We start from the raw sequence: 21295 nt of genomic DNA on the forward strand, positions 1-21295 counted from the left end.
GGACACCCTCCGCCGCAAGCCCTCCGGCCACCGCCCCCGGTTGGCCGAAAACCCCTTCTTGATGCCCGCCGGGCGACGGGTGTGTCATGACCCCGTCATCCCTTTGATGGCCCGCACCGCCCAACCCCCCACGAAAGGCGATGTGTTGACAATGACCACCCTTGCGCGATTCCTCAAGCGCACCCTCGCCGCCGGAGCCGTCGCCCTCGCCGCCGTCAGCCTCCAGCCCGGCACCGCCACCGCCTCCCCGACCCCCGTCGTCGGCGGCACCCGCGCCGCACAAGGCGAATTCCCCTTCATGGTCCGCCTCTCCATGGGCTGCGGCGGCGCCCTCTACACCCAGCAGATCGTCCTCACCGCCGCCCACTGCGTGAACGGATCCGGCAACAACACCTCCATCACCGCCACCGCCGGCGTCGTCGACCTCCAGAGCGGCAGCGCCATCAAGGTCAAGTCCACCAAGGTCCTCCAGGCCCCCGGCTACAACGGCCAGGGCAAGGACTGGGCCCTCATCAAGCTCGCCAAGCCCATCAACCAGCCCACCCTCAAGATCGCCGAGACCAAGGCCTTCGACAACGGCACCTTCACCGTCGCCGGCTGGGGCGCCACCCGCGAAGGCGGCGGCCAGCAGCGCTACCTCATGAAGGCCACCGTCCCCTTCGTCTCCGACGCCTCCTGCCAGGCCGCGTACGGCAGCTCCCTCGTCCCCGCCGAGGAGATCTGCGCCGGCTTCGACCAGGGCGGCGTCGACACCTGCCAGGGCGACTCCGGCGGCCCCATGTTCCGCCGCGACAACAACAACGCCTGGATCCAGGTCGGCATCGTCAGCTGGGGCGAAGGCTGCGCCCGCGCCGGCTACCCCGGCGTCTACACCGAGGTCTCCACCTTCGCGGCCGCCATCAAGGCCGCAGCAGCCACCCTCTAGCAGCAGGACCCCGTCCTTCCGGCCCGTCCCCATAGGGCCGGAAGGACGAAACCCCGCTTGCGCCCCGCCACCGCCCCCGTTCCCATGGGAAAGATCCATCGGATCCATCGGCAGCGGGCGACAGAGACAGTGGGGCAGGCGGCTCATGGCGATCAGCGTGGTCATCGCGGACGACCAGGAGATGGTCAGGACCGGCTTCCGGATGATCCTCGAAAGCCAACCCGACATCGAGGTCCTCGCCGACGTCGTCGACGGCGAGGCCGCCCTCACAGCCGTCGAGGAACACCGGCCGGACGTCCTCCTCCTCGACATCCGCATGCCGAAGCTCGACGGCCTCGAAGTCACCCGGCGCCTCTCCGGCCGCGACCGGCCACGCATCGTCATCGTCACCACCTTCGACCTCGACGAATACGTCCACGCGGCGCTCCACGGCGGAGCATCCGGCTTCCTCCTGAAAGACGCGAGCCCGGCCATGCTGGTTGAAGCGGTCCGCGCGGCAGCGGTCGGCGACTCCCTCGTCTCACCCGCCATCACCGTCCGCCTCCTACGGGACATGGCCCCCCGCACCCCCGCCCACCAGGCCCGCCGCCCCGCGGAACCCCTCACCGAACGGGAACGCGACGTCGTACGCTGCCTCGCCCGCGGCCTGACCAACGCGGAGATCGCAGGCGAGCTCTACGTCTCCCTGTCCACGGTCAAGACCCACCTCGCCAACGTCCAGGCCAAACTCGACGCCCGCAACCGCGTCGAAATCGCCGCCTGGGCCTGGGAATCCGGCCTGGCCACCCCTACGCCATGACGCCGCGGCGCGAAATCCAGCCCCTCCGGCGTTTGAGGAGCGGGGTCCGGGGCGGAGCCCCGATCCTTGAGCCGCACGCGGCACGCGACACCGGCCACATCCAGCCCCGCCGGCGCTTGAGGCGCGGGGCACGGGGCGGAGCCCCGGGAAGCCGCGGCGCAGCCGCAACGCACCCGCACGCGCCCACCCCCACGGCCCCCCGCACCGCCACCCGCATCCCGGACGGAGTCCCCGGGGCAGGGGGCCACCCGTGAGCCCGCTCAGCGGATGGGCCCGCCGCCACCCGCAAGCCGCCACCACGGCCCGCCTCACCCTCTCCCTCGTCCTCCTCGCCCTCGTCACCTTCGAGGGCGTCGTACTCGCCCGCCAACCCAGCCTCCCGCACGCCACCGTCTGGGTGTCCGGCATCCTCGTCTGCCTCAGCGCCGCGCCCTGGCCCCGCATCCCCCTCCTCACCCGCGCCTGGTTCGCCGCCGCCGTCACCTGGACCGCCACCCTCGCCCTGATGTTCGGCAACCACCCCCTCGTCGTCTGGGGCGGCGGCGAGGCCCTCGCCCTCCTCGTCCTCCTCTCCCAGGTCCTGCGCCGCGCCCCCGCCCGCACCGCCGCCGTCCTCGGCCCCCTCCTCGGCCTCGGCTGCATGGCCGTACCCGTACGGGACACCGACCCCGGCCGCTTCACCCTCCTCTTCTCCGTCCTGACCGTCGTCATCAGCACCTACTCGCTCCTCCTGCGCCTCCAGTCCGTCCAGCGCCTGCGCGACCTCCAGGCCGTCCGCACCGCCGAACGCCTGGAGCTCGCCCGCGAGCTCCACGACCTCGTCGCCCACCACGTCACCGGCATCGTCGTCGAGGCCCGGGCCGCCCGCTTCACCCACGTCTCCGCCGAACGCGCCGCCGAGATCTTCGGCCGCATCGAGACCGCCGGCGACGCAGCCCTCGGCTCCATGCGCCGCGTCGTCAAGGTCCTCCGCGAGAACGACACCCCCAAAGCCGGCACGACGGCCACCACCAGCCCCGTCGCCGGCCTCGCCGACATCCGCGAACTCACCGAACGCTTCTCCGCCACCGGCCCGCCCGTCACCCTCTCCATCGAGGAAGGACTGGAAAACCGCCTCCCCGGCCACGTCGCCGCCACCGCCCACCGCATCGTCCTGGAAGCCCTCACCAACACCGGCAAGCACGCCGCCACCGCCACCGCCGTCCGCGTCGCCCTGCGCAGCGTCCCCGGAGGCCTGGAAGTACGGATCGCCGACGACGGCGGCCACCCCGCCAAACTGTCCGAAAACGCCCGCGGCGGAGGCTACGGACTCGCCGGAATGGCCGAACGCGCCCAAGCCCTCGGCGGCACCCTCACCGCCGGACCCACCCCCGAGGGCGGCTGGAGCGTCACCGCACTCCTGCCACTGTGACACCAAGATCACGACCGCGTCTCACAACCCGGCTGCCCGGGGCCGCGGCCGCCCCCGGCACGTATTCTCGGGAACCATGAACAACAGTGCCATCGACGAGAGCGTCGCCGCCGAACTCGCCCGCCTGCGGGACAGCATCGACAACATCGACGCGGCCGTGGTCCACATGCTCGCCGAGCGTTTCAAGTGCACCCAGCAGGTCGGCCACCTCAAGGCCCGCCACCAGCTGCCCCCGGCCGACCCGGGCCGCGAATCCGCCCAGATCGCCCGCCTGCGCCAGCTCGCCGAGAACGCCAAACTGGACCCGGCCTTCGCCGAGAAGCTCCTCAACTTCATCATCGCCGAGGTCATCCGCCACCACGAGACCATCGCCGCCGGCGAGGACGAGGCGTAGGGCCCGTCTTTCGGACCAGGCCGCAGCACAACCGACGAGCAACCGACTGGGGTCCGACTGCCCACTGCGGCAGCATGGGCCCCATGTCCGCACTGACGCGCAACGAAGCGCAACTCCGAGCCCGGCTCCTCGACGTCCACCACTACGCCGTCGCCCTCGACCTCACGGTCGGCGACGAAACCTTCGACTCCAGCGTCCACATCCGCTTCACCGCACGCACCGCGGGCGACACCTTCGTCGAGCTCAAGCCGGAAACCCTCACATCCGCCCTCCTGGACGGCGAACCCCTCCCCGTCACCGCGCTCCAGGACAATCGGCTCCCCCTCGACGGCCTCACCGAAGGCCCCCACGAACTGCGCATCGACACCCGCATGCGCTACTCCCGCACCGGCGAAGGCCTCCACCGCTTCACCGACCCCGCCGACGGCGAGACGTACGTCTACAGCCAGATGTTCATGGACGACGTCCAACGCGTCTTCCCGGCCTTCGACCAGCCCGACCTCAAGGCCGTCTTCGAGTTCACCGTCACCGCCCCCGCCCACTGGACGGTCCTCGCCAACGGAATCACCACCCGCACCACCGAACGCGACGGCAGCGACACCGAAACGGAAGCCGCCACCGCCACCTGGCACTCCGCCCCCACCCCCCTCATCTCCACCTACCTCGCCGCCGTCGCCGCCGGCCCCTGGCACAGCGTCCACACCCGGCACGCCGGCCTGCCCTTCGGCATCCACTGCCGCCGCTCCCTCGCCCCCCACCTCGACGCCGACGCCGACGAGATCCTCTCCGTCACCACGGCCTGCTTCGACCGCTACCAGGAGAAGTTCACCGAGCCCTACCCCTTCGACTCCTACGACCAGGCCTTCGTACCCGAGTTCAACGCCGGAGCCATGGAGAACCCCGGACTCGTCACCTTCCGCGACGAGTTCATCTACCGCTCGGCCGTCACCGACACCGAGCGCCAGTCCCGCGCCATGGTCATCGCCCACGAGATGGCCCACATGTGGTTCGGCGACCTCGTCACCCTCGCCTGGTTCGACGACATCTGGCTCAACGAATCCTTCGCCGAATACATGGGCTACCAGACCCTCACCGAAGCGACCCGCTTCACCGACACCTGGACCGAATTCGGCGTCACCCGCAAACCCTGGGGCTACGACGCCGACCAGCGCCCCTCCACCCACCCCGTCGCCCCCACCCCCGACGACGTCCCCGACACCGCCTCCGCCCTCCTCAACTTCGACGGCATCTCCTACGCCAAGGGCGCCTCCGCCCTGCGCCAACTCGTCGCCTGGCTCGGCGAGAAGGACTTCCTCGCCGGCATCAACACCCACTTCACCCGCCACAAGTTCGCCAACGCCTCCCTCGCCGACTTCGTCGACTCCCTCGCAGCCCACACCGAACGCGACGTCCACGCCTGGGCCGACATCTGGCTGCGCACCACCGGCATCGACACCCTCACCCCCCAGATCCAGGAAGACCCCCGCGGCACCGGCGCCCCCGGCTGGACCCTCACCATCGACCGCGACGGCACCCGCCCCCACCACGTCGCCGTCGGCGTCTACGACCGCGACCCCGCCGACGGCCGCCTCCTCGACCGCACCGAACTCCTCCACCTCGACGTCCCCTCCGACGAAGTCCTCTCCGTCAGCGGCCCACGCCCCGCACTCCTCGTCGTCAACGACAACGACCTCACCTACGCCAAGGTCCGCCTCGACGAAACCTCCGTCGAAACCGTCCTGCGCGGCCTCTCCGGCATCCCCGGCCCACTCACCCGCGCCGTCGTCTGGAACTCCCTGCGCGACATGGTCCGCGACGGCGAACTCGACCCGCAGGACTACCTCACCACCGCCGAAGCACACCTGCCCGAGGAACACGACCTCGCCATCGTCCAAGGCGTCCTCACCTTCGCCCGCACCCAGATCGCCGTCCGCTACCTCCCGCCCGAACAGCGCACCGCGGCCCTCAACACCCTCACCGACATCGCCCGCGACCTGCTGCGCCGCACCGAGGACGGCTCCGCGCCGGGCCTGCGACTGACCGCCGTACGCTCCCTCGTCGACAGCGCCACCCAGCCCGACACCATCGCCGCCTGGCTGGCCGACGACACCGTCCCCGGCGGCCCCGAACTCGACCCCGAACTGCGCTGGCGCATCCTCGCCCGACTCTGCGTACTCGGCGCCGTCGACGAATCCGCCATCGACGCCGCGCTGGCCGCCGACCCCAGCGCCACCGGCGAGGAAGGCGCCGCCCGCTGCCGCGCCGCCCTGCCCACCCCCGAGGCGAAGGCCGCCGCCTGGCAGCGCCTCTTCCACGACGACACCCTGTCCAACTACCTCTTCAGCGCCACCGCCCAAGGCTTCTGGCAGCCCGAACAGGTCGACCTCGTACGGGACTACGTCCCCCGCTTCTACCCCGAGGCGGTAGCCCTCGGAGCCCGCCGCGGCCCCGCCATCGCCGAAGCCGCCGGCCGCTGGGCCTTCCCCGTCTACGCCATCGACGAAGCCAACCTCACGTCCGGCCACACCTGCCTGACGGACCCGGACATCCTCCCCCTCCTCCGCCGCAAACTGATCGACCAACTGGACGACCTGGCCCGCGCCCTCCGCGTCCGCGGCGCCTGACCCACGGAGCCCCGGGAAACGGAGAAAGGGCGGGGCGGGGAGCAGCTCCGCGCAGCGGCCCCCCGCCCCCCGCCCCCCGAACGCGCACAAAACCCGGAAAAACCCCGGCAGGGTTACCCCATTCGGGTCTGATCGTTGTACCCACCGGGCACCCGCCGCCACCGCGGCACCGCCCCGCGCCACGTGCCCCCACGAAGGGCCGGCCCCCCAGCCGCCGCCCCGTTCCACTCCCGTGAGGACACCGACATGACCGCGCCGCCACCCGCACGACGACCCGGAACCCCACCGCTCGCCGGCGGAGCCACCGGCGCCGAGTCACTGCGCCCCCTCCTCGACACCGTCCTCACCGCCCTCCACACCGGCGCCCGCGACCGCGGCGGCCCCCTCCCACCCGGCGGCCCCGACACCGTCACCGCCCGCGTCCAAGCCGCCCTCGGCACCGCGGGCGACGCACGCGACGTACTGCCCGACAAGGGAACCGGCCCCCACGAAGCCCTCGCCACCCTCGTCCACGCCCTCGCCGCCGGCGCCGCCGACCCCGCCGACCCCCTCTGCGCAGCCCACCTGCACTGCCCGCCCCTCGCCGTCGCGGCCGCCGCCGACCTCGCCGCCGCCGCCCTCAACCCCTCCCTCGACTCCTGGGACCAGGCCCCCGCCGCCTCCGCGATCGAAGCCCTCCTCACCCGCACCCTCGCCGCAGAGTTCTACGACACCCCCCACGCCGACGCCCTCGTCACCACCGGCGGCACCGAAGCCAACCAGCTCGGCATCCTCCTCGCCCGCGAACGCCACGGCCCCGCCCTCACCGTCCTGCACGGCGCCAACGCCCACCACTCCGTCCCCCGCGCCGCCTGGCTCCTCGGCCTCCCACCCGCCGTCGCCATCCCCACCCCCACCGGCACCCTCGACCCCGACCACCTCGCCGAGGCCCTCGCCACCACCACCGGCCCCACCCTCGTCACCGCCACCGCCGGCACCACCGACGCCGGACTCATCGACCCCCTCCACCGCATCGCCGACCTCTGCGACCACCACGGCGCCGACCTCCACATCGACGCCGCCTACGGCGGCCCCCTCGCCCTCAGCCCCCGCCACCGCCACAAACTCGCCGGAATCGACCGCGCCCACTCCCTCACCGTCGACCTCCACAAACTCGGCTGGCAGCCCGTCGCCGCAGGACTCCTCCTCGTCCCCGACACCGCCCTGCTCACCCCCCTCGCCCACCAGGCCGACTACCTCAACGCCACCGACGACACCGAAGCGGGCCTCCCCGACCTCCTCGGCCGCTCCCTGCGCACCACCCGCCGCCCCGACGCCCTCAAGATCGCCACCACCCTGCGCGCCCTGGGCCGCGACGGCCTCGTCGACCTCATCGACCACACCTGCGAACTCGCCCACCGACTCGCCGAACGCCTCGACGCCCACCCCGGCTTCGAACTCCACGCACCCCCCACCATCACCACCGTCCTCTTCAGACCCGCCCACACCACCGACGACGACGTCGCCGCACTGCGCCGCACCCTCCTCCACGAAGGCCGCGCCGTCCTCGGCCGCACCCACACGGGCGGACGCCTCTGGCTCAAAGCGACCCTGCTCAACCCCCACACCACGGCGAGGGACCTGGACACCCTCATCACCCTCCTGGAAGGCAGCACCCACCGATGACCGCCCAGCTCGATGCACCCCACGACCTCGTCGGAATCGGCATCGGACCCTTCAACCTCTCCCTCGCCGCCCTCGCCCACGGCCTCCCGCACCAAGGAGCGGGCGAACTCTCCACCGTCTTCTACGACCAACGCCGAGACTTCCGCTGGCACCCCGGACTCCTCATCGACGGAGCCACCCTCCAAGTCCCCTTCCTCGCCGACCTCGTCACCCTCGCCGACCCCACCAGCCCCTGGACCTTCCTCAACTACCTCAAGCACAAGGAACGTCTCTTCCCCTTCTACTTCGCCGAGCAGTTCCACACCCAGCGCGCCGAATACGACGCCTACTGCCGCTGGGTCGCCGAACGCATCCCCGGCCTCCACTTCGGCCACCAGGTCGACGCCGTCCGCTGGAACCCCGAACGCGACCTCTTCGAAGTCGACTTCACCCAACTCGACGCCGACGGCGAAGCCGAAGCACTCGGCCGCACCCACACCCGCAACCTCGCCCTCGGCATCGGCACCGCCCCCTACGTCCCCGAACCCCTGCGCCCCCTCGTCGACGCCCCCACCGTCCCCGTCATCCACAGCGCCGACTACCTCGACAACCGCCAACGCATCCTCGGCGCCGACCACGTCACCGTCATCGGATCCGGCCAGTCCGGCGCCGAAGTCTTCCTCGACCTCCTCCGCGCCCGCCCCACCGGCCGCGAACGCCTCACCTGGCTCGCCCGCACCCCCTCCTTCGCCCCCATGGAGTACTCCAAACTCGGCCTCGAACACTTCACCCCCGACTACACCCGCTACTTCCACGCCCTCCCCGAACCCGTACGCGACCACCTCGTCCCCGCCCAATGGCAACTCCACAAGGGCATCGACGCCGCCACCATCGCCGCCATCCACGAAGAGCTCTACCGCCGCACCCTCCACGGCGGCTGGCCCGACGCCGTCCTCACCCCCGGAGTCAGCGTCCGCACCGCCGGCCGCGTCGCCACCACCAAGGTCGAACTCCACCTCGAACACATCGAACAGGGCAGCCGCTCACGCCTCACCACCGACGCCGTCGTCCTCGCCACCGGCTACCGGGAACGCCCCCTCACCGCGCTCCTCGCAGGCCTCGACCCCTACCTGCGCAAGGACTCCTCCGGCCGCCCCCGCATCGACGAACGCCACCGCATGGTCCTCGACCCCAGCGTCACCGGCAGCGTCTTCGTACAGAACGGCGAACGCCACACCCACGGCGTCGGCGCCCCCGACCTCGGCCTCGCCGCATGGCGCAGCGCCGCCATCCTCAACACCCTCACCGGCAAAGAGCCCTACCCCCAACCCACCCGCACCGCCTTCACCACCTTCGGCCTCGAACAACGCGAACACAGCCGCCCCCGCCCCACCGTCGAACTCCTCCCCCTGGTCGACCACCCCTGACCACCGGCCCGCCCACCGCCCGGCACCAGAGCCCGTCGTCGAACCGTCGTCCGCGGACGACGACGGGAGTTCGACGACAGGGCCCTAGGGTCGACGCATGCAGCGAACCAGTGCCGACGGGGTCACCGTCCTGTGGACACCCGCCCCCACCCCCGGTCCCCTCACCGCACAGCTCTCCTTCGGCACCGGCGTCCGAGACGAAACCGCCCCCACCCTCGGCGTCACCCGCGTCATCGAAGGCCTCGTCATGTCCGAGGCCGGCAACCGACCGCACCCGTACGGCAGCAACCTCCGCGACGACGTCATCGAGTTCACCGCCAAGGGCACCCCCGAGGACGTCACCGGCTTCCTGCTCACCATCTGCCACGCCCTCTCCGACCTCCCCCTGCACCACACCGAACACGTCACCGCCGCCCTCGCCGGCCTCCCCGCCCAAAACGCCGCCAACCACCCGGCCGCCCCCCTGCGCGCCCGCTACGGCCCCCACGCCGCCGGCCTCATCACCTACGAGCACCCCGGCTCGTACGCGACCCTCACCCCCGAAACGGTCCGCGCCCACGCCGCCGCCCACCTCACCCGCGGCAACGCCGTCCTGGCCCTCGACGGCCCCCCGCCCCCGGGACTCGCCCTGCCCCTGCCCGACGGCCCACCACCCCGGCGAACCACCCCCCGCACCCGCCCCCACGTATCCGGGACCTGGCAACGCCGGCCCCTCGACACCGTCTCCCTCCTGCTGACCTGCGACGCCTCCGACGCCGCCGCCACCATGGCCCAACTCGTCCTGCGCAGACGCGTCGACCGCGCCGTGCACCGCACCGCCCACACCGGCGCCCACTGGTTCCTCCGCGACCAGAACACCCTCGACCTCGTCCTCGCCGTCCACCCCCGCCCCGGCAGGGCCCGGGAGACCGCCGTGACGCTCTGGCAGGAAACCCTCAGACTCACCCGCAAAGGCCCCGCACAAGCCGAACTCGACGCCCTCACCGACGCCATCCGCTCCGAAGCCGGACCCCTCTGGGGCAGCAGACGCCCCTTCGAACGAGCCGTCCTCGCCGAACACTTCGCCATCCCCTACCTCGACGACGACACCCTCATCAAGAGCCACGCCACCGTCACCCCACAAGCCGTCCGCACCTACCTGGAGCACGCCCTCCCCGACTCCGTCCTCGTCGTCCCCCAGCAGACCCAACTCCACCTACGGACCCCCAACGGCTCACTCCTGCCCAACTCGGACTGTTGGCGCCCCCACGGACAGCACCCCCCGACCCCCGGCACCCGCCACCGCATGAACCCCCTGCGCCGCGCCGTCACCCGCCGCAGCCACCAGGGCGAGTACGTCCTCACCCCCTGGGGCATCGTCATCCGCGACGCCCACCGCGACGAACACGACATCCGCTTCGACGAGACAGCCCTCGTACGCCACGAAGGCCCCGGCCGCACCGTCCTCACCGGCTGCGGCTGCCAGATGCACCTCCACCCCGACCAGGTCACACACGGCCAACGCCTCATCGCCGCCCTCGACGCCGCCGTCCCCGCCCACCTCGTCCACACCACCGGCTGAAACCGCACGGGGCCGGAGCCCGCCACAGCGAACCCCGACCCCGTACAGATGCCACCCGCGACTAGAAGACCGGCACACCGGCCCGCGTCAGCCGCCAGTCCACCGACGCGAACTGCGCCGGATCCACCGTCCCCTTCGCCTTCACCCACCCGATGATCGTGTTCCGGATCTCGTCCGAGTTCGCCCACAACTGCTTCGCACCCGGCACGTGCGGGAAGTTCCCACCACCCGAAGCCCGATAGTTGTTCACCGCCAGCACGAACCGCGCCGCCGGATCCAACGGCTTCCCACCGAACGTCAGGTTCACGATCCGCGAACCCTTCGGCTGCGCGATGTCGATGTCGTACGACAGCCCGTACACCGCGTCATAGTTGTAGTCCGGAGTCGCCTCGGCATTGGTCAGCTTCGCCGGATCCACCACATCACCCGGCGCCGTCTGGACGTAGTACTTGGCCGAGTACTCCAGATAGTCCTTCAGCTGCGCACCCGTCATCAGACGCGCCTCCAGCGTGTTCTCGAACGGGTACAGGCCGGCAGCATCCTTGATCGTCACCTGCCCGGCCGGAATCGAAGCCGTCCGCGAGAAGCACGACGCCTGCGACAGCACCGGCAGCGCCGCGTACTCCCCGCCGGCCAGCGCCGCCTTCACCGTCTCCGCCTGCACGTGGTTGATCAGATCGATGATCGGGACGTCCTTGAACGGGCCCTCCGCCGACGACATCGCCGCCGTCGACGTACCGATCACCTGATTCACGTACGCCACGACCTTGCGGTGCTCGTCCTCCAGCAGCCCCGTGATCTTCGGGTCCTCCGCGACCGTGTTCGAGTTCAGCACCTTCGCCGAGACCTTCTCCACCGACCAGCGGCCCCGCGACCACGACAGCTCGAAGTCGAACAGCGTCAGCCGCTGCCCCCACTTCAGCGGCTCCGACAGCACCACGTCCTTGCCGGTCGCCTTGTTCTTCACCCGGTACTCGGGAATCTCCGTGTGCGCGTGCCCCACCAGGATCGCGTCGATCCCCGGCACCTGCTCCGCCACCAGACCCGCCGCGTTCTCGACGTACGGCAACTGGTCACCGTACGAAGACGTCCCGCTGGACCCCGAATGCGCCGACACGATCACCACGTCCGCACCCATCGACCGCAGCCGCGGCACGTACTTCGCCGCCTGCTCCTCCAGACCCGGGAACGTCATCTTCCCCTGCACGTTCGCCTTGTCCCAGATCGCGATCCCCGGATTCGTCAACCCCAGCACCGCCACCTTCACGTCCCGCCCGTGCGGCGTCCGCAACCGGTGCATGCTGTACGGCGCGAACGCCGGCCGCAACGTCTTCGCATCCAGCGCGTTCGCCCCCAACAGCGGGAAACGACACTGCTCCTCGAACTTCCGCAGCACCGGAATCCCGTAATTGAACTCGTGGTTCCCCAGCGCCGCCGCGTCGTACCCGATCGCGTTCATCGCCTGCGCCATCGGGTGCACCGGACCCCGCCGCGCCGTGATCGGATCCACCTTCGCGTAGTAGTACGACAACTGCGTGCCCTGGATCGTGTCACCCGCGTCGATCAGCAGCGTGTTGCAGCGCCCCTTCTCCGCACGCACCTGCTCCACCAGCGTCGAGATCTTCGCCAGACCGACGTCGTTGTGCGCCTTGTCGTCGAACTCCTTGTCCGTGAAGTAGTCCCAGTTGAAGACATTCCCGTGCAAGTCGGTCGTGCCCATCACCGTGAACGCGTACGTACGCGCACCGGCCGAACCCGCCGGCGCAGCCGACTCGGCAGCGGCGGCAGGGGAGCTCGTGGCCCCCGCCAACGCCACGGCCGCACCCGTCGCAGCCGTGGTCCCCAGAAAAGTCCTGCGGTCGAACGCCATGCCATCTCCCCTTTTGAGGCGTGAACAACGCGCGTAGATTCTGACCCACAGGTAACAAGCCGCAACACCCCCACCAGGTTTCGATCCGATGACCACACCCCCACGGGCCACGGTGCGACAGTGAAACCATGACCCAGGACGCACCCCACCAGCCCTACGGAACCCCCGAAGTCCCCCGCGTGGCCGTCCGCGGCGAAGCCCACCTCGAAGTCGACCCCGAAATCGCCCGCATCGGCATCACCGTCAGCGCCCGCGGCACCGACCGACGCACCGCCCTCGAAGACCTCACCCGCCGCAACAACACCGTCCTCGACCTCATCAAGAGCTACGGCGACCCCGTCGAAAAACTCGAAACCGGCTCCTTCTCCATCACCCCCGAACTCACCCGCCACGGCCGCGCCGAACGCATCCGCGCCTACCACGGCCGCGTCCACATCACCGCGGAACTCAGCGACTTCACCACCCTCGGCGAACTCACCACCCGCCTCGCCGACCTCGAACTCACCCAGATCGACGGCCCCTGGTGGGCCCTGCGCCCCACCTCACCCGCCCACGGCGAAGCCCGCCGCCAAGCCGTGCTCGAAGCCGTCCAACGCGCCCGCGAATACGCCGAAGCCCTCGGCGCCCGCCTCGCCGCCCTCGTCGAACTCGCCGACCTCGGCGCCGAGAACGCCACCCCCTACCAGGCCGCCCCCGGAACCGGCATGCGCACCATGGCCTTCAGCGCCGCCGAAGACGCCGGCCCCCCACCCCTCGACCTCGAACCCCAGCGCCAGACCGTCCACGCACAGGTCAACGCCCGCTTCACCATGACCCCGCCACAACTCTGAAGCCACCGCCCCGAAACCACCGGAAAACACCCCGTGGGGGTGCTCATCAGAGCACCCCCATGCACATTCAACAAATGTCAACAACCTTTTGCCCAAAGGTTGTTGAGTGTCCACCCGGAAGCGATTACCTACTCCTAAGTAGGGGAATACGCTCGCCCCATGCGCCGAGCGAAAATCGTATGTACCCTGGGCCCCGCAACCGACTCATACGACCAGATCAAAGCCCTGGTCGAAGCCGGAATGGACATCGCCCGCTTCAACCTCAGCCACGGCACCTACGCCGAACACGAGGAGCGCTACCAGCGCGTACGCAAGGCCTCCGACGAGACCGGCCGCAGCGTCGGCATCCTCGCCGACCTTCAAGGCCCGAAGATCCGCCTCGGCCGCTTCCACGAAGGCCCCGTACTCCTTGAACGCGGCGACAACTTCACGATCACCGTCGAAGACCACCAAGGCGACCGCCACACCTGCGGCACCACCTACAAAGGCCTCGCCGCAGACGTCACCACCGGCGAACGCATCCTCGTCGACGACGGCCGCGTCACCCTCGAAGTCACCGCAGTCGACGGCCCCCGCGTCCACACCACCGTCATCGAAGGCGGCATGGTCTCCGACCACAAAGGCCTCAACCTCCCCGGCGTAGCCGTCTCCGTCCCCGCCCTCTCCGACAAGGACATCGAAGACCTCCGCTGGGCCCTGCGCATCGGCGCCGACGTCATCGCCCTCTCCTTCGTCCGCAGCGGCCGCGACATCGAAGACGTCCACCGCATCATGGACGAAGAAGACCGCCGCCTCCCCGTCATCGCCAAGATCGAAAAGCCCCAGGCCGTCGACAACATCGACGACATCGTCGCCGCCTTCGACGGCATCATGGTCGCCCGCGGCGACCTCGGCGTCGAAATGCCCCTGGAACAAGTCCCCATCGTCCAAAAGCGCGCCGTCAAACTCGCCAAGCGCAACGCCAAACCCGTCATCGTCGCCACCCAGATGCTCGACTCGATGATCGACAACTCCCGACCCACCCGCGCCGAAGCCTCCGACGTCGCCAACGCCATCATCGACGGCACCGACGCCGTCATGCTCTCCGGCGAAACCAGCGTCGGCAAATACCCCATCGAAACCGTCAAGACCATGTCCCGCATCGTCGAAGCCGCCGAAGAGGACATCCTCGCCAAGGGCCTCCCGCCCCTCACCGACCGCAACAAGCCCCGCACCCAAGGCGGAGCCGTCGCCCGAGCCGCCGCCGAAATGGGCGACTTCCTCGACGCCAAATTCCTCGTCGCCTTCACCCAGAGCGGCGACACCGTCCGCCGACTCTCCCGCTACCGCTCACCCATCCCCCTCCTCGCCTTCACCCCCGACCCCGCCACCCGCTCCCAACTCAACCTCACCTGGGGCGTCGAAACCTTCCTCGGCCCCCACGTCGACTCCACCGACGCCATGGTCGCCCAAGTCGAAGAAGAACTCCTCCGCATCGGCCGCTGCGCCCCCGGAGACACCGTCGTCATCACCGCCGGCTCACCCCCCGGCGTCAGCGGCTCCACCAACATGGTCCGCATCCACCACATCGGCGACCCCGTCCGCTGACCCGACGGCACGAACGACACGCCACGAACGACACGGCACGACACGCACCGCGTCGGGCAACACGGCCCGACGCGGCAGGCACCCGCCCGAAGGCCCGATCACGTCCTACGATCGAGCCCATGCCGACCACACCCTCCCCAACTCCCCTCCCGCAAGGCCGAGGTGGAGCCGCACCACGCCACAAAGACGGCCCCCTCGCCGGCAACGGCCGGAAAGCCAGAGGCCTGGCCTGGGCTGCGGTCGCCCTCGGCCCGGGCCTCACCGCACTCGTCACCATGAGCGTGCTCGTCGTCACCAACGGGCAACCGGCAGCACTCGTCCTCGCCGCCCTGATGGGCGTCACGGCGCTGATCCTCAACATCATCAGCACCTACACGACGGAGCGCGGCTACCTGATGTGGCGCCTCCCACGACACGGCATCACCGTGACGGCGGTGCGCACCAGGCCCGGCGGCACATCAGGGACGTACCGGTTCACGGACCACAGCGGCGCATCCCACCTCCGCCACCGGCAGGCATACGCCCGAGAGATCGAGATCAGCTACGACCCCGACGACCCCGACACCAACGTCGGCGTCCACCCCGTCCCCGTACGCGTACTCGTCGCCCTCTCGTCCCTGCTCCTGTGGGGCGCCACGACCGGCCTCATATGGCTGATGATCCACATCGGCCGCACCATCTGACAGCCGGCCCTACCAGCCGAACCGCCGGTCCACCACCGCCTCGAACTCCTCGAAACTCAACACCGCATCCCCATTCGCATCCGCCGCATCGAACAACGCCGACGACGCATCCGCATCCCCCACCGCCCACAACGGCAGATCCCCCTGCGCCGCCAACGTCGGCCCCTTCGACCGCAACGCCGTGATCACCTCCACACGGGTCAGCTCCCCGTCATGATTCAGATCCAGCGCATCGAACAGCTTCCGGGCCTTCTCACTCATCACGCATCCCCTTCCGAACCGGCCATCACCTCAACCTAACCTCAGTCCCGTGAACACAGCCCCCACGCCGAACGAACTCACACACGAGCGCGACGCCCTCATCAACTTCCGCGACCACCTCACCTCCGGGTGGCACCACGGATACCGATGGGTCGACCACAAACACTTCCGACTCCCACCCACCCCCGCCACCGACCGGGAACTCCTCACCGCCCTCATCGCACACGAACAGTTCCGCGACACCTACATCGGCGCCGGAGTCATACCCGAAGAACCCCGACACGGCCCGTACTGGATCACCGCCATCACCCCCGACCAGTACGAACCGCTCCCCGCGCACACCTGCGAGCGCATCATCAGGGACTGGTCGGTCCCCGCCTGCACCGAATCGCCCGCACTCGAATCCGACCTCCAACGAGAGATCTTCGACCCCATGACGGCGGCCGACCGCGTCTACCACCTCGGCGAACTCGGCGACGAGAACACCCACGACTGGGGCCGCATCCACGAGTACTTCCACGAATTCGTCGTCATCGACCGAACCGCCGGACACCTCACCCTGATCGTCGCCGCCGACGACTAGAACCCCGCCCCACGCTCCCGCAGATCCACATCCGCAGGCCCGGCCGAGAACCCCCGCACCGTCTCCGCCCGAGCCGCCGCCGGCGCCACACCACAGAACGCCGCCTCCAGCGTCCCGCCCAGCGCCGTGTTCGCCGCACCCCGGTTCGACGTGTTCGCCATCGCCGCCAGACTCCGCCGACCGTCCCGCGTGGAGAACGCGTACGTGTAGAACCCCTGCACCGTCCCCGTGTGCCCGTACACCGACGTCCCGCACGACAGGTCGTACCGACGCAGCCCCAGCCCGTAGAACCGGGTCCCCGCCGCATCCACCGGCGTCACCGTCACCATCAGGTCCAACATCCGAGCCGGCAACAGCCGCCCACCCAACAACGCCGACGTGAACGCGTTCAGGTCCGCAACCGTCGAGATCACCGCCCCCGCCGACTGCGCCCACGAAACCGTCTGCTCCGTCGAATCCACCAGGGCCCCGCCCTCCTCGTCCGGATGCAGATAACCCCGCACGTGCCGCCCCGCGATCTTCGTCCCCGGATGCACGTACGAGGTGTCGCGCAGCCCCAGCGGCCTGAACACCCGCGCGGCGTACGCCTCGCCCACCGGCCGCCCGGTCACCTTCTCGATCAACATCCCGAGCACGACGAAATTGGTGTTCGAGTACGCGTACGCCACCCCCGGCTCGGTCGTCCGCGGCTCCCGCAGCGACAGCTCCACCAGCTCCCGGTACCCGAACACCCGCTTCCGCACCGCCTCGAATCCCGGCACGGTCTTCTCGAACATCGCGTCCGTGTAGTCGGCCAGCCCACTGCGGTGGCTCAGCAGGTGCCGCACCGTGATCCGCCGGTCGGGCAGCACCCCCGGCAGATACGTCACCACCGGCTCGTCCAGCCGCACCTTCCCCTCGCCGACCAGCTGCAGCACGACGACGGCGGAGAACGTCTTGGTGACGCTGCCGATCCGGAACCGCGCCCGAGGATCCATGGCCGCCCCCGTACGCCGGTCCCGCACCCCGACCACCTCGGTCCGCACCCCACCGGGCTCACTGAACCGTGCCATGGCCCCGGGGGCGCCGGCGGTCATCGCGGCTTGCAGGGCCTGTGTCACGGGGGAGGTGTCGGCTGCGTAGGCGGTCGGAATGCTCCCGGCCCACACGGCGGCGAGCAGGGCGGCGGTCACGGCGAGACGTGGTCGGTTCATGCGCCGACCGTAGGGCGCGGGTGAGCGTCTCTAGTGCTTCGGCCCGACGTGTTCGTCCATAAGGGCGACGGATGCCTTGCGGGCGACTGACACGTTGTACGGATCGCTGCCGCGGGCGGTGACGGTCCACTCCACGCCGACCTTGGTGAGGGTGTCGGTGCAGAGCTTCCGGATGTCGTCGGACTTGTTGGTGAAGAAGTACCGCGGGTACTCGTAGCGCTTGCCGTTGCGGACGGTCCAGTTGATGATCCGACACCCGTCGGAGTGGATCAGCCCTCCGATGAACTCCCAGGGGTGGGCATCGACGATCTCCTGTTGCCAAGGTTCCAGCGCGATCTTTCGTTCGTGCTTCGTGCCGGGCCCGTGCTGCGGGAACATGCAGGTCCAGTGCCGTCCGTAGCTGGTGACGGCGACACAGCCCTGCTTCTGCAGCAGGTAGACCTTGTCGGTAGGCCGCACCGCCAGGATCGCTGCGCGGCACTGTTCGATGAGGTTTGGATAGGCGTCGGCGCACGCGATGCGGAGGTGGTGGCCGCCGCGCGGGTGCGGACTGATGCATCCGTCACCGAGATATAGGCCGAGAAGGTAGGAGTAGGCGGCCGTGTCGACCGGGCGCGAGCAGACTGACTCCTGGTTGAGGCGGGGGAGCGGGTCGATGCGGACCTGCCAGGCCCGGATGGCAGCTCGGGATATCCCCGTTTCCTTGCTGACCGAGTTCAAGCTCCGGCCGTCGACCAGGAGTGCGAGGGTCCGCTTACGGACATCGACGTCGTACATGCGATCGACGTTGGAGCATGCCTTCCGGGCGTGTCTCCCATTTCGACGCACGTCCCCGAAATGAGTGAAGGTCACGCATTCCTGCGTGACCTTGGAAAAGAAGGAAAAGTGCCCCGGGTCGGACTCGAACCGACACTGAATGGGTTTTGAATCCATCGCCTGCTGCCAATTGGGCTACCGGGGCCCCGCGAATCGAAGGTTAACCCCGACCCGCTGCGAGTCCACCTTACCGTAGCTAGGTAGGCTCGGGGGAGCAGTAACGCCCCGCATCAAGGAGCCCCCGTGACCGCCGAGCACGAGTCGACGCCCGCCCCCGACGCCGACCAGTCGCACGTCCCTCCGCTGACGACCCGCGTCGTCATCGCCGAGGACGAGGCGCTCATCCGTCTCGACCTCAAGGAGATGCTCGAAGAAGAGGGCTACGCCGTGGTCGGCGAGGCCGGTGACGGACAGACGGCCGTCGAACTCGCCCGCGAGCACCGCCCCGACCTCGTGATCCTCGACGTGAAGATGCCCGTACTGGACGGCATCTCCGCAGCAGAGAAGATCGCGGAGGAGTCCATCGCCCCCGTGCTGATGCTCACCGCGTTCTCGCAGCGCGACCTCGTCGAGCGGGCCCGGGACGCCGGTGCGATGGCGTACCTCGTGAAGCCGTTCAGCAAGAGCGACGTCGTGCCCGCCATCGAGATGGCCGTGTCCCGCTTCGCGGAGCTGAAGGCGCTGGAGAAGGAGGTCGCGGACCTCTCGCAGCGCCTGGAGACCCGCAAGCTCGTCGACCGCGCCAAGAGCATCCTGCAGACCCAGTACGGCCTGACGGAGCCCGCCGCGTTCCGGTGGATCCAGAAGTCCTCCATGGACCGTCGCATGTCGATGCAGCAGGTCGCCGAGGTGGTCATCGAGGACGCCGAGGCGAAGAAGAAGGACAGCGGGAGCTGAAGGAAGCGGTACCAAGACGTGAGGCCCGTCTCCCCCCGAGGGGAGACGGGCCTCACGCGTATCCGAGCGGGGAGGGTCAGTCCTCGCCGAGGTAGGCCTTGCGGACGTCCTCGTTGACGAGGAGGTCGCGGCCTTCGCCGGTCAGGACGACCTTGCCGATCTCCATGACGTGACCCTGGTCGGCCAGGGACAGCGCGGCCTGGGCGTTCTGCTCGACCAGGAGGATGGTCGTGCCGGTGGCCTTGAGCTCGGCGATCGTCGCCATGATCTTCTGCATCATGAGCGGCGAGAGGCCCATGGAGGGCTCGTCGAGCATGAGCAGCTTGGGCTGGGACATGAGCGCGCGGCCCATGGCGAGCATCTGCTGCTCGCCGCCCGAGAGGGTGCCGGCGGCCTGCTTGCGACGCTCTCCCAGGATGGGGAAGAGGTCGTAGGCGCGCTGGACGTCCTTCTGGATGCCGTCCTTGTCGCTGCGGAGGAAGGCGCCGAGGAGGAGGTTGTCCTCGATCGTCATGCGCGGGAAGATGTGCCGCCCCTCGGGGGAGTGGGCGAGTCCGAGCTGGACGATGTCGTGCGCGGCGACCTTCTTGAGCGACTTGCCCTGGAACTTGATCTGGCCGCCCTTGGGCTTGATCAGGCCGGACAGGGTGCGCAGGGTGGTGGTCTTGCCGGCGCCGTTGGTGCCGATGAGGGTGACGATCTCGCCCTCGTTGACGGTGAAGGAGATGCCCTTGACGGCTTCGATCTTGCCGTAGGCGACGCGGAGGTCTTCGACCTCGAGGAGTGCGGTCACTTGGCTTCTCCGTCCGTGCTGGTGGTGCTGTCCGCCTCGGCGGTGTCGGCGGCGGGCTCGGCCTCGGTGGCCTCGTCTGCCTCGGCCTCGTCGGCGGTGGCCTCGTCGGAGGTGGCCTCGACCTCCGCCTCGGTGGCCTCGACGGCATCCGCGGCTGCGGCTTCGGCGGCCTCGACCACTGCGGCTTCTTCGGCGCCGGGGGCGCCTTCGAAGGGTTCGCCGAGGTAGGCGGCGATGACGCGCTCGTCGCCCTGGACTTCGGCGGCGGTGCCTTCGATGAGCTTTTCGCCCTGGACGAGGCAGGCGACGCGGTCGCAGAGGTTGAAGATGAAGCGCATGTCGTGCTCGATGACGAGGACGGCGATGCCCTTGTCCCGGATGGCGAAGATGAGTTCTTCGGCGGCCCGGGTCTCCTGCGGGTTCATGCCGGCGGTGGGCTCGTCCAGGAGGATGAGGCCGGGGTCGCTGGCGAGGGCGCGGGCGATCTCCAGCTTGCGCTGTTCGCCGTAGGGGAGGTTGCGCGCGAGGTGGTCGGCCTTGTGGTCCAGGCCGATGAAGGCGAGGAGTTCCATGGCCTTCTCGCGGCTGGCCTCTTCGGCGCGCTTGAAGCCGGGGAGGCGCAGGAGGGCCGACCAGAGGCCTTCCTTGGTGCGCGTGTGGCGGCCGACGAGGACGTTTTCCAGGACCGTCATGTTGTTGAAGAGACGGATGTTCTGGAAGGTGCGGGCGATGCCGGCCGCGGTGACCTTGAAGGACTTGGGGGGCAGGACCGTGCCCTTGTACCGGACTTCGCCCTCGGTGGGGATGTAGAGGCCGGTGAGGCAGTTGAAGAAGGTGGTCTTGCCGGCGCCGTTGGGGCCGATGAGGCCGACGATCTCGCCGCTGCGGACGGTCAGGTCGACGTTCTTGACGGCGGTGAGGCCGCCGAAGCGCATCGTGACGCCGCGTGCGTCCAGGACGGTCTCCGCCGCGACGGCGGTGGTGGTGGTCGTCATGG

At 69.8% G+C, this 21295-nt stretch carries 19 protein-coding genes and 1 tRNA gene; 13 read left to right on the forward strand and 7 right to left on the reverse strand.

The window, feature by feature from the left end; translation table 11 throughout:
- The first annotated feature begins 151 nt into the window (after nt 1–151).
- From ACFYZL_RS12035 to ACFYZL_RS12070, 8 genes are all read left to right on the forward strand, one after another.
- Entirely contained in the window at nt 152–925 is a 774-nt protein-coding gene (locus ACFYZL_RS12035; protein WP_384746539.1) for a serine protease, read from the forward strand.
- 145 nt (nt 926–1070) lie between these two features.
- Nucleotides 1071–1724 carry a response regulator gene (locus ACFYZL_RS12040; protein ID WP_384746538.1) on the forward strand — a complete coding sequence of 218 codons (654 nt, stop codon included), beginning with the start codon at nt 1071–1073 and terminating at the stop codon, nt 1722–1724.
- A 250-nt stretch (nt 1725–1974) separates the two neighbouring features.
- Complete coding sequence (locus ACFYZL_RS12045) at nt 1975–3135, forward strand: sensor histidine kinase (RefSeq protein ID WP_388678364.1); 1161 nt, start codon at nt 1975–1977, stop codon at nt 3133–3135.
- Nucleotides 3136–3211: 76 nt separating this feature from the next.
- Nucleotides 3212–3529, forward strand: coding sequence for a chorismate mutase (locus ACFYZL_RS12050; protein WP_384746536.1), 318 nt, complete (start codon nt 3212–3214; stop codon nt 3527–3529).
- An 83-nt stretch (nt 3530–3612) separates the two neighbouring features.
- Entirely contained in the window at nt 3613–6153 is a 2541-nt protein-coding gene (gene pepN / locus ACFYZL_RS12055; protein WP_388678367.1) for an aminopeptidase N, read from the forward strand.
- A 246-nt stretch (nt 6154–6399) separates the two neighbouring features.
- Nucleotides 6400–7818: a pyridoxal phosphate-dependent decarboxylase family protein gene (locus tag ACFYZL_RS12060; RefSeq protein ID WP_384746534.1), complete on the forward strand. Its 1419-nt coding sequence runs from the start codon at nt 6400–6402 to the stop codon at nt 7816–7818.
- On the forward strand, nt 7815–9224 hold the full coding sequence (locus tag ACFYZL_RS12065) for a lysine N(6)-hydroxylase/L-ornithine N(5)-oxygenase family protein (protein ID WP_388678370.1): 1410 nt from the start codon (nt 7815–7817) through the stop codon (nt 9222–9224). Before ACFYZL_RS12060 ends, ACFYZL_RS12065 begins: the two co-directional genes overlap by 4 nt.
- Before the next feature lie 97 nt (nt 9225–9321).
- Nucleotides 9322–10785 (forward strand): hypothetical protein, encoded by a 1464-nt coding sequence (locus ACFYZL_RS12070; protein ID WP_388678373.1) that lies wholly within the window; start codon nt 9322–9324, stop codon nt 10783–10785.
- 61 nt (nt 10786–10846) lie between these two features.
- Here the strand turns inward: ACFYZL_RS12070 and ACFYZL_RS12075 are convergent, their stop codons facing one another.
- Entirely contained in the window at nt 10847–12655 is a 1809-nt protein-coding gene (locus tag ACFYZL_RS12075; protein WP_384746552.1) for a bifunctional metallophosphatase/5'-nucleotidase, read from the reverse strand.
- 128 nt (nt 12656–12783) lie between these two features.
- On the opposite strand from ACFYZL_RS12075, the gene ACFYZL_RS12080 reads away from it, so the two are divergent.
- From ACFYZL_RS12080 to ACFYZL_RS12090, 3 genes are all read left to right on the forward strand, one after another.
- Entirely contained in the window at nt 12784–13485 is a 702-nt protein-coding gene (locus ACFYZL_RS12080) for an SIMPL domain-containing protein (RefSeq protein WP_384746531.1), read from the forward strand.
- A 159-nt stretch (nt 13486–13644) separates the two neighbouring features.
- Nucleotides 13645–15072, forward strand: coding sequence for a pyruvate kinase (pyk, locus tag ACFYZL_RS12085; protein WP_384746530.1), 1428 nt, complete (start codon nt 13645–13647; stop codon nt 15070–15072).
- A 119-nt stretch (nt 15073–15191) separates the two neighbouring features.
- On the forward strand, nt 15192–15755 hold the full coding sequence (locus tag ACFYZL_RS12090) for a hypothetical protein (RefSeq protein ID WP_388678376.1): 564 nt from the start codon (nt 15192–15194) through the stop codon (nt 15753–15755).
- A 9-nt stretch (nt 15756–15764) separates the two neighbouring features.
- Here the strand turns inward: ACFYZL_RS12090 and ACFYZL_RS12095 are convergent, their stop codons facing one another.
- A complete protein-coding gene (locus ACFYZL_RS12095; protein ID WP_384746528.1) occupies nt 15765–16016 on the reverse strand; it encodes an EF-hand domain-containing protein in 252 nt (83 codons plus the stop codon).
- Between the two features lie 49 nt (nt 16017–16065).
- On the opposite strand from ACFYZL_RS12095, the gene ACFYZL_RS12100 reads away from it, so the two are divergent.
- Nucleotides 16066–16599 (forward strand): hypothetical protein, encoded by a 534-nt coding sequence (locus ACFYZL_RS12100; RefSeq protein ID WP_384746527.1) that lies wholly within the window; start codon nt 16066–16068, stop codon nt 16597–16599.
- Here the strand turns inward: ACFYZL_RS12100 and ACFYZL_RS12105 are convergent.
- From ACFYZL_RS12105 to ACFYZL_RS12115, 3 genes are all read right to left on the reverse strand, one after another.
- Nucleotides 16596–17792, reverse strand: a complete 1197-nt coding sequence (locus tag ACFYZL_RS12105) for a serine hydrolase domain-containing protein (protein WP_388678381.1) — start codon at nt 17790–17792, stop codon at nt 16596–16598. The genes ACFYZL_RS12100 and ACFYZL_RS12105 overlap by 4 nt on opposite strands.
- 30 nt (nt 17793–17822) lie before the next feature.
- Nucleotides 17823–18569 carry a transcriptional regulator gene (locus ACFYZL_RS12110; protein ID WP_388678384.1) on the reverse strand — a complete coding sequence of 249 codons (747 nt, stop codon included), beginning with the start codon at nt 18567–18569 and terminating at the stop codon, nt 17823–17825.
- Between the two features lie 109 nt (nt 18570–18678).
- Nucleotides 18679–18753 (reverse strand) — tRNA-Leu (locus tag ACFYZL_RS12115).
- 98 nt (nt 18754–18851) lie between these two features.
- Between ACFYZL_RS12115 and ACFYZL_RS12120 the strand changes: the two genes are divergently transcribed.
- Nucleotides 18852–19505, forward strand: coding sequence for an ANTAR domain-containing response regulator (locus ACFYZL_RS12120; RefSeq protein ID WP_384746525.1), 654 nt, complete (start codon nt 18852–18854; stop codon nt 19503–19505).
- Nucleotides 19506–19581: 76 nt separating this feature from the next.
- Here ACFYZL_RS12120 and ACFYZL_RS12125 read toward each other — a convergent pair whose 3' ends face one another.
- The gene (locus ACFYZL_RS12125) at nt 19582–20298 is read right to left on the reverse strand and encodes an ABC transporter ATP-binding protein (RefSeq protein ID WP_384746524.1); all 717 of its coding nucleotides are present in this window, start codon (nt 20296–20298) and stop codon (nt 19582–19584) included.
- The gene (locus ACFYZL_RS12130; RefSeq protein ID WP_384746523.1) at nt 20295–21293 is read right to left on the reverse strand and encodes an ABC transporter ATP-binding protein; all 999 of its coding nucleotides are present in this window, start codon (nt 21291–21293) and stop codon (nt 20295–20297) included. Before ACFYZL_RS12130 ends, ACFYZL_RS12125 begins: the two co-directional genes overlap by 4 nt.
- Nucleotides 21294–21295 lie beyond the last annotated feature (2 nt).

It is taken from the genome of Streptomyces sp. NPDC001717 (assembly GCF_042892775.1).
Lineage (GTDB): Bacteria > Actinomycetota > Actinomycetes > Streptomycetales > Streptomycetaceae > Streptomyces.